Annotated in this window: 12 protein-coding genes and 1 rRNA gene; 8 read left to right on the plus strand and 5 right to left on the minus strand. The window is 40.1% G+C overall.

What is annotated here, in order from left to right; all coding sequences use genetic code 11:
- Positions 1-8: 8 nt before the first annotated feature.
- From mnmE to rpmH, 5 genes are all read right to left on the minus strand, one after another.
- Positions 9-1394 (minus strand): tRNA uridine-5-carboxymethylaminomethyl(34) synthesis GTPase MnmE, encoded by a 1386-nt coding sequence (gene mnmE, locus EKC99_RS05340; protein ID WP_163150868.1) that lies wholly within the window; start codon positions 1392-1394, stop codon positions 9-11.
- 170 nt (positions 1395-1564) lie between these two features.
- Entirely contained in the window at positions 1565-2182 is a 618-nt protein-coding gene (jag, locus tag EKC99_RS05345) for an RNA-binding cell elongation regulator Jag/EloR (RefSeq protein WP_009361089.1), read from the minus strand.
- A complete protein-coding gene (gene spoIIIJ / locus EKC99_RS05350; protein ID WP_163150870.1) occupies positions 2179-2946 on the minus strand; it encodes a YidC family membrane integrase SpoIIIJ in 768 nt (255 codons plus the stop codon). Before spoIIIJ ends, jag begins: the two co-directional genes overlap by 4 nt.
- A gap of 50 nt (positions 2947-2996) precedes the next feature.
- A complete protein-coding gene (gene rnpA / locus EKC99_RS05355) occupies positions 2997-3335 on the minus strand; it encodes a ribonuclease P protein component (RefSeq protein WP_019416584.1) in 339 nt (112 codons plus the stop codon).
- A 63-nt stretch (positions 3336-3398) separates the two neighbouring features.
- On the minus strand, positions 3399-3533 hold the full coding sequence (gene rpmH, locus EKC99_RS05360) for a 50S ribosomal protein L34 (RefSeq protein ID WP_003397591.1): 135 nt from the start codon (positions 3531-3533) through the stop codon (positions 3399-3401).
- A 468-nt stretch (positions 3534-4001) separates the two neighbouring features.
- Here rpmH and dnaA point away from each other — a divergent pair, with 468 nt between their 5' ends.
- The 8 genes from dnaA to EKC99_RS05400 all read left to right on the plus strand — a co-directional run.
- Entirely contained in the window at positions 4002-5345 is a 1344-nt protein-coding gene (gene dnaA, locus EKC99_RS05365; RefSeq protein WP_075039600.1) for a chromosomal replication initiator protein DnaA, read from the plus strand.
- A gap of 157 nt (positions 5346-5502) precedes the next feature.
- Entirely contained in the window at positions 5503-6639 is a 1137-nt protein-coding gene (gene dnaN, locus EKC99_RS05370; RefSeq protein WP_009361093.1) for a DNA polymerase III subunit beta, read from the plus strand.
- Between the two features lie 98 nt (positions 6640-6737).
- A complete protein-coding gene (gene yaaA / locus EKC99_RS05375) occupies positions 6738-6950 on the plus strand; it encodes a S4 domain-containing protein YaaA (RefSeq protein WP_075039599.1) in 213 nt (70 codons plus the stop codon).
- Between the two features lie 14 nt (positions 6951-6964).
- Positions 6965-8080, plus strand: coding sequence for a DNA replication/repair protein RecF (gene recF, locus EKC99_RS05380; RefSeq protein ID WP_163150872.1), 1116 nt, complete (start codon positions 6965-6967; stop codon positions 8078-8080).
- 61 nt (positions 8081-8141) lie between these two features.
- Positions 8142-10058: a DNA topoisomerase (ATP-hydrolyzing) subunit B gene (gyrB, locus tag EKC99_RS05385; RefSeq protein WP_420864511.1), complete on the plus strand. Its 1917-nt coding sequence runs from the start codon at positions 8142-8144 to the stop codon at positions 10056-10058.
- 70 nt (positions 10059-10128) lie between these two features.
- Positions 10129-12588 (plus strand): DNA gyrase subunit A, encoded by a 2460-nt coding sequence (gyrA, locus tag EKC99_RS05390; protein WP_009361097.1) that lies wholly within the window; start codon positions 10129-10131, stop codon positions 12586-12588.
- Positions 12589-12634: 46 nt separating this feature from the next.
- Positions 12635-13720, plus strand: a complete 1086-nt coding sequence (locus EKC99_RS05395; protein WP_163150874.1) for an HD-GYP domain-containing protein — start codon at positions 12635-12637, stop codon at positions 13718-13720.
- Positions 13721-13870: 150 nt separating this feature from the next.
- Positions 13871-14192 (plus strand): 16S ribosomal RNA (locus EKC99_RS05400); the annotation flags it as partial.

The raw sequence follows: 14192 nt of genomic DNA on the forward strand, positions 1-14192 counted from the left end.
TACCCTCCTTATTTTCCTAAACAAAATTGTGCAAACAATTGATCAATTAAGCTTTCGTGCACCGTATCTCCAATAATTTCACCTAACAATTCCCACGCTCTCGTTAAATCAATTTGCACGATATCAATTGGCATACTTGCTTCAATGCCGTCAATCGCTTCTTCGATCGCTTTTTTCGCTTGCGTCAATAACGCAATATGGCGCGAGTTTGATACATACGTTAAATCGCGCGCCTCCACATCTCCGCTGAAAAATAATGAGGCAATCGCCTCTTCAAGTTGGTCAATTCCTCTTTCTTCTAACAACGATGTGGTAATGATCGGTGCGCCTTGCGCCAATTGTTGCACTCGCTCCATATCGATTCGTTTCGGCAAATCCGTTTTATTCACAATTACAATCGCGTCCATTCCTTTGACCGCTTCGAACAATCGTTCATCTTCTTCCGTTAACGGTTCGTTGTAGTTGAGGACGAGTAAAATTAAGTCTGCCTCTTTTAACACTTTCCGTGACCGCTCAACGCCAATTCGCTCAACAATATCTTCTGTTTCACGAATACCTGCCGTATCTAATAGACGGAGCGGCACACCTCGAACGTTGACGTACTCCTCAATGACATCTCTCGTTGTACCGGGGATGTCAGTGACAATCGCGCGGTTTTCGTGGGCTAAGCTGTTTAATAGCGATGATTTTCCAACGTTCGGTCGCCCGACAATGACTGTTGCTAATCCGTCTCGTAACACTTTTCCTTGCTGTGCCGTTTGTAACAGTCGCTCAATTTCATTTTTCACTTCTGTTGCCTTTTCAAGCAACAACCGATGCGTCATTTCTTCGACATCATCATATTCAGGGTAATCAATATTTACTTCGACATGCGCTAACGTCTCTAAAATCGTTTGACGTAATCGACGAATGAGTTTCGACAAACGTCCTTCCATCTGGTTCAATGCGACAGCCATCGCCCGATCTGTTTTTGCACGAATTAAATCCATTACCGCTTCTGCTTGTGATAAATCGATACGCCCGTTTAAAAAAGCTCTTTTTGTAAATTCTCCGGGTTGTGCTAGACGAGCTCCATGCGCTAACACGAGCTGAAGCACGCGGTTAACAGAAACAAGCCCCCCATGGCAATTAATTTCAACCACATCTTCACGTGTAAACGTTTTTGGAGCTCTCATCACTGTGACCATCACTTCTTCAACTGTTTCTTTCGTCTCCGGATGCACAATATGCCCATAATGGATCGTATGAGATGGGACGTCTTTTAGCTTCTTCCCCCCAACACCGACAAACAGTTGATCAACAATTTTTATCGCTTCATCCCCACTTAAACGGACGATCGCAATCGCCCCTTCCCCCATCGGAGTTGAAATCGCTGCAATTGTATCAAATTCCACCTTGTTCACCTTCTTTCATAAACAAAAATATCCACAATCTATATCATGTATGTTTTCCTCACAATGATAATCAAATAAATTTTAACTTATCCACATGTGAATAACAACATACACGTCACGTTTCCATTTACAAAAAAAATTCTCTAGGAACGACTTCCCCTAGAGAATGTTTATCGTTTTAGTGAAATAACGACATGGCGATGCGGCTCCGCCCCAGATGAAAACGTTTGTATCCTTTCATCATCGCTTAACGCTGTATGAATGACTTTCCGCTCCCATGCACTCATTGGCTCTAACGAAATATCTTGTCCCGTTTGAATCGCCTTTTTCGCCATATTTTTCGCTAAACGAACGAGCGTCTCTTCTCTTCGTTTCCGATACCCTTCCGCATCAATCACAACATGAAGCGGACGATCGGTGCAACGGTTTAAAACTCCTTGCGCCAATAATTGTAAAGCATTAAGTGTTTGACCGTGTCTTCCAATTACTCGTGCTACATCTTGTCCGGAAAGCGAAACGATGAAACGGTCTTCCTCCACTTGATAAGAAAGAGTGACACGGACATTCATTTGCTCAAGCACATGTTTTAAAAATGATTCCACACAAGAAAACGGATTGCTAATCGTTACTTCAACGACCGCTTCTTTTCCACCGAAAAAGCCGAGAAACGGCCTTTTTTCTTGTTGAACAACAACAATATCGACCGCTTCTTTCGGCACATGTAATTGCGCTAGCGCTTTTTCTACTGCCTCTTCTACCGTTTGGCCACTCACCGTCACTCGTTTCACTTTCCTGTTCCCCCAGCTTGTTTTGTTGCTTTTAAGTCTGGTCCCTTAATGAAATACGTTTGTGCAATCATAAACAAGTTTCCGACAACCCAATAAAGCGAGAGCGCAGCTGGAAAGTTAATCGCAAATACAACGACCATAATTGGCATTAACCAAAGCATCATTGCCATTTGCGGATTTTGTTGTTCCGTGCCCGCCATCATCATCTTTTGTTGAACAAATGTCGTTACCCCTGCCACAAGCGGCAAGATATAGAATGGGTCTTTTTCCCCTAAGTCAAACCATAAAAAGTTATGGCGTGCAATTTCTTCTGTGCGCATAATAGCATGGTAAAATCCAATTAAAATCGGCATTTGAATGAATAACGGCAAACACCCTGCTAACGGATTCACACCGTGCTTTTGGAAAAGCAACATCGTTTCCTGTTGCAGTTTTTGTTGCGTTTGCGCATCTTTTGAACTATATTTTTCACGAAGTTTTTGCAGTTCTGGTTGTAACGCTTGCATTGCTTTAGAATTTCTCGTTTGTTGGACCATTAGCGGCAAAATAGCTAAACGAATTAAAATCGTCACGACAATAATCCCTAAGCCGTAATTGGAGCCAAATAACTCAGACGTGTATGTAATTAACCAAGATAGCGGATAAACGATGTACTCGTTCCAAAATCCTTTACTTTCCGCGGTAATTGGCTGGTTAATTTCTGAACATCCTGCTAACACAACAGCAAGAAGTAAAAACAACCATGCGACTTGCCTTTTTTTCACTCGTTTTTCCCCCTTACTTTATACGTTCCATGAAATATTTTAACATATCGCTAATGAAAAACGTTTGCCCGTCTCAAAACATGTAATAAACTTTTTTTTACCTCTTCATACTCCATCGTAGCTACTGGCATTCGCGCAATAATGACATAATCTTTTCCCGCTTCGATCCGATCACGTTCTTCGTGAAACACTTGGCGAATATAACGCTTCACCCGATTCCGAACGACTGCTTTTCCAATTTTTTTGCTAACGGATAACCCAATGCGAAAATACGATTGTCCCGGTTGATCTAAAACGTATACGACAAACTGCCGATTTGCTACCGATGTTCCTCGTTGAAATACTTCTTGAAATTCATCATTTTTTTTTATGCGATATTTTTTTTTCATGTGTCTCAATCACACCTCGATCGTAACTCCCGTTAGAAAAAAGACCACTGATCGTTCAGTGGCCTATGCAGATAATACTTTTCTTCCTTTACGACGACGGCGAGCAAGAACTTTTCTTCCGTTCTTTGTGCTCATGCGCGCACGGAAACCGTGTACTTTACTACGCTTCCGCTTATTTGGTTGATACGTTCTTTTCATATATGACACCTCCCTGAGGAATAACTGTTAAAAGACAGTCTTTCTAATTATAGTGAGAAATTTAGAGAAATGTCAACTACTCCAGGAGTATCTTTTTTTGACTATCTTGTGATTATTGTTGTGGATAAATTTTTTGTCGTTTTTTTCGTATCCACAACATTTATCGACAAGTTTTTCACATCTTATAACCTTGTGGATAAAATTTTTTCACATCTTTTTCGTTTTGTGGATAATCTTTTAAACCCATTGCAACATAAGTATTTATCTGCTATTATATTGTTGTTTTTACTCTGGATAATTCTATAAGTTTTTTTCATTATCCACAAAATGTGGATAATGTGTGGACAGTTCCGTCCACATCCTGTGTAAATATTTGTCCACAATCGGTGAAAACTGTCGAAAAAAATTTTTTTATAGACAAAGTTATACAAATGTTGAACACCCGCGCGGAGAAGGAGGGAGAGCGGCGTGGAAAATATTTCGGACTTATGGAATAAAGCATTAGCCGAGATTGAGAAAAAAATTAGCAAACCGAGCTTTGAAACGTGGTTAAAATCGACATCTGCTCATTCGCTAAAAGGCGACATCCTTATTATTACCGTTCCAAACGAATTTACAAAAGATTGGCTCGAATCACGCTACACGCGGCTCATTGAGCAAACGCTCTATGACATTACCGGAGAAGAGTTAAAAATTAAATGCACGATCCCTAATCACGAAACACTAGAGGAATTTGATCTAAAACCATCGAGCAAACCGCGGAAACACGATGACGAACAAACAGAATTTCCACAAAGTATGCTGAATCCAAAGTATACGTTCGATACTTTTGTCATTGGATCAGGCAATCGCTTTGCCCACGCTGCATCTTTAGCAGTAGCAGAAGCACCGGCCAAAGCGTACAACCCCCTTTTCATTTATGGTGGTGTAGGCCTAGGCAAGACGCACCTCATGCACGCAATCGGTCATTACGTTCTTGAACATAATCCGTCAGCGAAAGTCGTTTATTTATCTTCGGAAAAGTTTACAAATGAATTTATTAATGCCATCCGCGATAATCGTCCAGACGATTTTCGCAATAAATATCGTAACGTGGACGTGCTGTTAATAGATGATATTCAATTTCTTGCCGGAAAAGAACAGACACAAGAGGAGTTTTTCCATACGTTTAATACGTTACATGAAGAAAGTAAGCAAATTGTGATTTCGAGTGACCGACCTCCGAAAGAAATTCCGACGTTAGAAGATCGCCTTCGTTCTCGTTTTGAATGGGGATTAATTACGGACATTACTCCTCCTGATTTAGAAACGAGAATCGCCATTTTACGTAAAAAAGCAAAGGCAGAAGGCTTTGACATCCCGAACGAAGTGATGTTGTACATCGCTAATCAAATTGATTCGAACATTCGTGAATTAGAAGGGGCTCTCATTCGCGTCGTTGCTTACTCCTCTTTAATTAACAAAGAAATTAACGCAGATTTAGCAGCAGAAGCATTAAAAGATATTATTCCAAGCTCCAAACCAAAAGTCATTACAATCCAAGATATTCAACGCGTTGTTGGGGAGCATTTTAACTTGAAACTCGAAGATTTTAAGGCAAAAAAACGGACAAAATCGGTTGCATTTCCACGCCAAATTGCGATGTATCTTTCGCGCGAGCTGACGGACTGCTCACTTCCGAAAATTGGTGAGGAATTTGGAGGGCGTGATCATACGACTGTCATCCATGCTCACGAGAAAATTTCAGCGCTTATCCAAACAGATGTGCAATTACAGAAACAGCTGAAAGAAATTATGGAGAAACTGAAATAATGTGAATAACTGCTTTACGTTTGTGCACAGTCTGTCCACATGTGGATAGTCTGTGCTTCCTTTGTTTTATTCACTTATCCACATAATCACAGCGCCTAGTACTATGATTAATAGTTTTTTAAAAAAATATAATAAATACATTAGGGAGGTTTTCTTTGTGAAAGTTATTATTGATCGCGATCATTTAGTGAGAAGTGTACAAGATGTGATGAAAGCTGTATCATCTCGAACAACCATTCCGATTTTAACTGGAATTAAAATCGTTGCCTCGAAACAAGGCGTTACTTTAACAGGAAGTGATTCAGATATTTCGATCGAATCATTCATTCCAGCTGAAGAAGAAGATCGAGTCATTGTTGACGTCATAAAACAAGGTAGCGTTGTTTTACAAGCACGATTTTTCAGTGAGATTGTTCGTAAGTTACCGAAAGAAACGATAGAAATCGAAGTAAAAGATCAATTCGTCACAACGATCCGCTCCGGAAAAACTGAATTTCATTTGAATGGATTAGATCCAGAAGAATATCCGCGCCTACCACAAATTCAAGAGGAAAACATGTTTAAAGTACCAGCTGATTTACTAAAACATGTCATTCGCCAAACAGTATTTGCGGTGTCCACCTCAGAAACACGCCCGATCTTAACAGGTGTAAACTGGCGCATTGAAAATAATGAACTGACGTGTACTGCAACAGATAGCCATCGACTAGCGATGCGCAAAGCAAAAGTAGAAACGGAATCTGAAGCGTATTACAACATTGTCATTCCGGGCAAAAGCTTAAACGAATTAAATAAAATTCTTGAAGAATCAAATGAGCCTGTTCACATTGTCGTAACGGAAAACCAGGTATTATTCAAAACAAAACATTTATTGTTTTTCTCACGGTTGTTAGACGGAAATTATCCAGATACATCCCGGCTTATCCCGACAGAAAGCCAAACAGATATGATTGTCAAAACAAAAGAGTTTTTACAAGCGATCGATCGTGCATCGTTGCTAGCACGTGAAGGGAGAAATAACGTCGTTCGTTTATCGACGTTGTCTGACAAAGTCGTTGAAATTTCGTCGAACTCACCTGAAATCGGAAAAGTTGTCGAAGAAGTACAATGTGAACAGGTAGAAGGCGAAGAATTAAAAATTTCTTTCAGCGCAAAATATATGATGGACGCATTAAAAGCGTTAGAAGGGGCAGAAATTAAAATTAGCTTTACTGGTGCCATGCGGCCGTTTGTCATTCGACCGCTTCATGACGATTCTATGCTTCAGTTAATTTTGCCTGTACGAACATACTAAAAAGCTGCTAGAAGGTCTAGCAGCTTTCCTTTTCTTCCCCCTTCTTTTTTAGTACAATGAAAGAATGGACACTTTTATAGAAAGTGAGCGGATAATGGATGAAAGAAATAAAAATTTCAACCGAAACAATTACACTTGGACAATTTTTAAAACTAGCAAACGTCATTTCAACAGGTGGAATGGCGAAATGGTTTTTACAAACAAACGATGTGTTCGTTAATGGCGAAAAGGAACAACGCCGCGGTCGCAAGTTGAAAGTAGGAGATGTTGTTCATATTCAAACAATCGGTACATTTACGATTCGTTCGTAAAGGTGGGAGCACCTTTGTTTTTAGAACAATTAACTTTAAAAAATTACCGGAATTATGAGCAAGGTTGTTGGCAATTTCGAAATAAAGTAAACGTCATTTTAGGAGAAAATGCTCAAGGTAAGACGAATATTATGGAATCCATTTACGTCTTATCCATGGCAAAATCACACCGAACAACAAACGATAAAGATTTCATTCGTTGGGAAGAAGATTATGCTAAAATAGAAGGTAAAGTAGAAAAGAAAAACGGTCCAATTTTTTTGCAGTTGACTGTGTCGAAGAAAGGAAAAAAAGCGAAATTAAACTATATTGAACAGGCAAAATTAAGTAGCTACGTTGGCCATATGAACGTTGTTATGTTCGCCCCTGAAGATTTAAACCTAGTCAAAGGGAGCCCACAAATTCGAAGACGGTTTATCGATATGGAAATTGGTCAAGTATCACCTGTTTATATGCACGAGCTCGGACAATATCAAAAAGTATTGCAACAAAGAAATCAATATTTGAAACTGCTTCAGTCAAAAAAACAGACGGATGACACGTTTCTTGATGTGCTTACAGAGCAGCTTGTAGAGTTCGCTGCAAAAATCACTATAAAAAGATATGAATTTATTGAATTGTTACAAACGTGGGCCAAACCAATCCATGCTGAAATTAGCCGGGGGAATGAACAACTAGGTATTCATTATTGTCCTTCAGTTGATGTATTAGACGAACAACAATGGTCGAGAATAGTAGAAGTGTATAACGACAAGTTCGCAAAAATAAAGACAAAAGAAATCGAACGAGGTACAACGCTCATTGGGCCACATCGAGATGATTTATCGTTTACGATTAACGGCAAAGATGTGCAAACGTTCGGTTCACAAGGTCAACAACGAACGACAGCTCTTTCATTGAAACTAGCTGAAATCGATTTAATTTTTTCAGAAATTGGCGAGTACCCTATTCTTTTACTTGATGATGTACTATCAGAGCTTGATGATTTTCGCCAAACGCATTTATTAGATGCTATCCAAGGTAAAGTGCAAACATTTGTAACAACAACGAGCATAGATGGAATTGAGCATCGCGTCATTCGTGAGGCAGATGTGTATGAAGTTGTCTCTGGACAAATGATGAGACGATAGTTTTTCTATAAACCTCGAACGTATTGTTCGAAAAGGAAAGCGTAGGTGATCAATAATGACGATGGAACAAAGAGAACAAGTCGTTTATGATGAAAGTCAAATTCAAGTTCTCGAAGGGTTAGAAGCGGTACGGAAAAGACCAGGGATGTATATCGGATCAACCGGTCCCAAAGGATTACACCATCTCGTGTGGGAAATTGTTGATAACAGCATTGATGAAGCGTTAGCTGGATTTTGTACGGAAATTAACGTCATTGTTGAAGAAGATAACAGCATTACAGTAATCGATAACGGCCGTGGGATTCCTGTTGGCATTCATGAAAAAATGGGAAGACCAGCTGTTGAAGTAATTATGACAGTGTTACACGCCGGTGGAAAATTCGGCGGCGGTGGATATAAAGTGTCTGGCGGTTTACACGGAGTTGGGGCATCTGTTGTCAATGCGCTGTCAGAAGAGTTAGAAGTATATGTGCATCGTGATGGGAAAATTCACTATCAAAAATATACACGTGGCGTACCTTGTTCTGATTTGCAAGTTGTAGGTGAGACAGATCGGACAGGGACAACTATTCATTTTAAACCAGATCCAGAAATTTTTACAGAAACGACCGAGTATGATTATGATACGCTCGCACATCGCTTACGAGAACTTGCTTTTTTAAACAAAGGAATTCGCATTACGCTAGAAGATCGACGTGGGGAAAAGCGCCGCAACGAATATTACTACGAAGGTGGAATTTCTTCATACGTCAAACATTTAAATCGGACGAAGGAAACACTTCACGATGAACCGATTTACATTGAGGGAGAAAAAGACGGCATCCAAGTTGAAATCGCCTTGCAATATAACGATGGCTATACGAGTAATATATACTCATTTGCTAATAACATTCATACGCACGAAGGCGGTACGCATGAGTTAGGTTTTAAAACGGCGTTGACGCGAATCATTAATGATTACGGTCGAAAAAACAATATGTTTAAAGAACAAGATGCTAATTTGACGGGGGAAGATGTGCGTGAAGGATTAACAGCAATCATTTCCGTGAAACATCCATCCCCGCAGTTTGAGGGACAAACGAAGACAAAACTCGGAAATAGCGATGCTCGCACCGCGACAGAGTCCATTTTTGCGGAGCAATTTGAAAAGTTTTTACTTGAAAATCCAACGGTCGCGAAGAAAATCGTTGAAAAAGGAATTTTAGCTTCACGGGCACGTCTCGCAGCTAAACGGGCGCGAGAATTAACAAGAAGAAAAAATGCCCTTGAAGTATCAAGTTTGCCTGGGAAATTAGCGGATTGTTCTTCGAAGGATCCATCGATATGTGAACTGTATGTCGTTGAGGGAGACTCAGCGGGTGGTTCTGCAAAACAAGGACGTGATCGTCATTTTCAAGCAATTTTACCGTTGCGTGGAAAAATTATTAACGTGGAAAAATCAAGATTAGATAAAATTTTATCAAACAATGAAGTGCGTGCAATTATTACAGCTCTTGGTACGGGAATTGGAGAGGAGTTTGATATTACAAAAGCTCGTTACCATAAAATCATTATTATGACAGACGCGGATGTCGACGGGGCGCATATTCGTACACTGTTGTTGACATTTTTCTACCGCTATATGCGCGAGGTCATTGAACAAGGTTATGTTTATATCGCTCAGCCACCTTTATATAAAATTCAGCAAGGGAAACGAATTGAGTATGCATATAGTGATCGACAACTTGAGGAAATATTAGCTCGGTTACCAGAACAACCAAAACCGATTATTCAACGTTACAAAGGTCTTGGAGAAATGAATCCAGAACAACTTTGGGAAACGACGATGAATCCAGAAACGAGAACGTTGCTAAAAGTAAGTTTGCAAGATGCGATGGAAGCAGACGAAACGTTCGAAATTTTAATGGGGGATAAAGTAGAACCGCGTAGACAGTTTATCGAAGAAAACGCGAAGTATGTAAAAAATCTTGATATTTAAGTATGTCGGAGAGTGTTTGTTCACCCTCCCCTCGTTTTATTATTTTGTTAAGTAAGGGAGGTTCGTCTATATGTCTGAACGTGTAAAAGAAATAAGTATTAGTCAAGAAATGCGTGCATCGTTTCTCGACTATGCTATGAGCGTCATTGTATCGCGTGCACTTCCGGATGTGCGTGACGGACTAAAACCGGTACATCGCCGAATTTTATATGCGATGCACGATTTAGGGATGACAGCGGACAAGCCTTACAAAAAGTCCGCACGTATTGTCGGTGAAGTGATCGGGAAGTACCATCCACATGGCGATGCAGCGGTGTACGATACGATGGTGCGGATGGCGCAAGATTTTAACTATCGATATATGCTCGTTGATGGTCACGGAAACTTTGGATCAATTGATGGAGATGCCGCAGCAGCTATGCGTTATACAGAAGCAAGAATGTCGAAAATTTCGATGGAGTTGTTGCGGGATATTAACAAAGATACGATTGATTACCAAGATAACTACGATGGCTCAGAACGTGAGCCCATTGTGTTGCCGGCTCGTTTTCCAAATTTACTCGTAAATGGGTCTTCAGGTATTGCGGTCGGGATGGCGACAAACATTCCGCCGCATCAACTTGGGGAAGTCATTGACGCTTTATTAGAACTAATGAAAGATCCAGATATGACGATTGCTGAACTAATGGAGTATTTGCCTGGTCCAGACTTTCCGACAGGCGCGCAAATTATCGGAAGAGGCGGTATCCGAAAAGCGTATGAGACAGGACGAGGTTCGATTACATTGCGCGCCAAAGCAGAGATTGAACAAAAAGAAAACGGAAAAGAAACAATTATCGTCCGAGAATTGCCTTATCAAGTAAATAAAGCAAAGTTGATTGAAAAAATTGCTGAGCTTGTACGTGAAAAGAAAATTGACGGCATTACGGATTTGCGTGATGAATCTGACCGGAGCGGCATGCGCATCGTTATTGAAGTAAGAAGAGATGTAAGTGCCCATGTGGTGCTCAACAATTTATACAAACAAACAGCATTACAAACAAGCTTTGGTATTAATATGCTTGCCCTTGTTGACGGTCAACCAAAAGTGTTGAACTTAAAACAGTGTTTACAGCATTATTTAGATCATCAAAAGATTGTTATTCGTCGTCGTACGCAGTTTGAATTGAACAAAGCGGAAGCTCGCGCCCATATTTTAGAAGGGTTACGTATTGCCCTTGATCATTTAGACGAAGTGATTGAGCTTATTCGTCAATCTGCGACTGTAGACGTAGCAAAAGAAGGATTAATGACAAAGTTCCAGTTAAGTGAAAAACAAGCGCAAGCGATTTTAGATATGCGTCTGCAACGTTTAACAGGATTAGAACGTGAAAAAATCGAACAAGAATATGCGGAGCTAGTGAAGCTCATTGCGCATTTAAAAGCTATTTTAGCTGATGAACAAAAAGTTTTACAAATTATTCGTGACGAATTACTTGAAATTAAAGAGAAGTTCAATGATGATCGCCGTACAGAAATTGTAAATGGCGGGTTAGAAACAATTGATGATGAAGATTTAATTACTCGCGAAAATATCGTTGTTACATTAACGCATAGAGGGTATATTAAACGTCTCCCTGTTTCAACATACCGAAGCCAGCGCCGAGGTGGACGAGGTATTCAAGGAATGAATACGAATGAGGACGATTTTGTTGAACATTTAGTCATTACATCTACACATGACATTGTTTTATTTTTTACAAACAAAGGAAAAGTGTATAAAGCAAAGGGATATGAAATCCCAGAGTTTAGCCGAACAGCAAAAGGAATTCCGATTGTTAACTTATTAAACATTGAAAAAGATGAAGTGATTAATACAGTGATTGCCATAGATCAATTTCGTGAAGATGCGTTTTTATTTTTCACAACAAAGCAAGGTATTGCAAAACGATCGCCACTATCGTCATTTGCTAACATTCGCAACCACGGTTTAATTGCTATTCATTTGCATGAAGGGGATGAATTAATATCCGTAAAACTGACAGACGGTCATAAACATATCATTGTAGGGACGAAAAACGGGATGTTAATTCGTTTCCCTGAGAAAGATGTTCGTTCGATGGGACGCACAGCTGCAGGTGTGAAAGCAATTACGTTATGTCCGGGTGACGAAGTAGTCGGTATGGAGAGTTTGAATGGAAACGAAGAAATTTTAATTGTGACGAAAAATGGATACGGAAAACGGACACCAGCCTCAGAATATCGTATTCAAAGCCGTGGAGGAAAAGGGATTAAAACGTGTAACATTACCGAAAAAAATGGGGATGTTGTCGCAGTAAAAACGGTTACTGGTGAAGAAGATTTAATGTTAATGACTGCAGGTGGTGTAATGATTCGTATGGCGGTAAGTGATATTTCTGTCATGGGACGAAACACCCAAGGAGTCAAGTTAATGCGTCTTGATGGAGAAAACGAGCAAGAGTATGTTGCGACAGTAGCTAAAGTGCCGAAAGAAGAAGAAAAAGAACAAGAACAATTGCAAGAAGAGTAGAGGGGAATTCCCCCTCTATGTTCTTACAAAGGCGGGGGAGAAAGACGTGTTGTTAGTAAAAACAGCTCAATTGCAAGAAGGCTGCATCTTAGCCGAAGATGTTATCGGGAAATCGAATCGTGTCATTGTTCCGAAAAACACGGTGTTAACTCCGAAACTTTTAACTGTATTACAAAAGTTTCTCGTTTCTCAAGTACGTGTACAGTCAGTTCTTGTCGATGGGAGTACATTTCGACCAAGTGAAATTATTCAAGAAGATGCGCCAAAGCCAAAAGCAGTCGATAACAAAGATATATTGACACTATATTTAGAAGCTGTGCAGCAGTATAAACAAATGTTTCAAGGTTGGCAATCGGGATTGTCGATCGACATGAACAAAGTTCGTCACATGTTTATTCCTTTATTTGAAAAAGTATTGGAATCGGAAAAAGAATTGCTCTTTTTTCACCACTACTCTACAAAATCAGAGTATTTATTCCATCATGCAGTAACGGTCGGCCTTCTCTCAGGCGTGTTGGCGAAAAAATTGCAATATACAAAAGGAGACTATTATCAAGTCGCAATTGCTGGATTATTAAGCGATTGTGGTATGGCTAAAGTCGATCCGAAAATACTTTACAAAAGCACAGCACTGACGCCAATGGAATATAAAGATATGCGCCAACATACCGTTTACGGATATAAAATGGTTCAAAAAATTACAGCGCTTCAAGAAGGGGTGAAGCTCGCTGTTTTGCAACATCATGAACGAAATGACGGCAGCGGGTATTTACTTGGCGTTCAAGAAGAAAAAATTCACCCGTATAGTAAAATTGTTGCTGTTGCTGATGTTTACCATGCGATGATTTCTGAGCGGCCTTATCGTAATAAACAATCCCCTTTTAAAGTGTTTGAACAAATCCATAAAGATTGTTTTGGAAAATTTGATCTTTCTGTTGTTCGAGCGTTAGCTTCTCTTTTAATGACCCTTTCGATCGGGGCAAGAGTAAAATTATCCAATGAACAAATCGGGGAAATCATCTTTTTTGAACAAGATTCACCAAATCACCCAATGGTTAAGATGATTGAAACAAACAAAATTATTTCTCTCAAAGATAAAAAAGATTTGTTCATTGAAGAGATTATAAAATGACAATGGTTATTGCCGTTGTCATTTAATTTTTTATAAAAAAATAGCGTAAAAAGTGTTGACAATAAAAAAAGCATCTTGTATGATATATCTTGTGCTTGATGTTCTTTGAAAACTGAACAAAACAGCAGCGTAAAAGCTAAGGATAACTTTTCTATGGAGAGTTTGATCCTGGCTCAGGACGAACGCTGGCGGCGTGCCTAATACATGCAAGTCGAGCGGACGATTCAAAAGCTTGCTTTTGGATCGTTAGCGGCGGACGGGTGAGTAACACGTGGGCAACCTGCCCTGTAGACGGGGATAACACCGAGAAATCGGTGCTAATACCGGATAACACGAAAGGCCGCATGGTCTTTCGTTGAAAGGCGGCGCAAGCTGTCGCTACAGGATGGGCCCGCGGCGCATTAGCTAGTTGGTGAGGTAACGGCTCACCAAGGCGACGATGCGTAGCCGACCTGAGAGGGTGATCGGCCAC

It is taken from the genome of Anoxybacillus sp. MB8 (assembly GCF_011006755.1).
GTDB lineage: Bacteria > Bacillota > Bacilli > Bacillales > Anoxybacillaceae > Anoxybacillus > Anoxybacillus gonensis.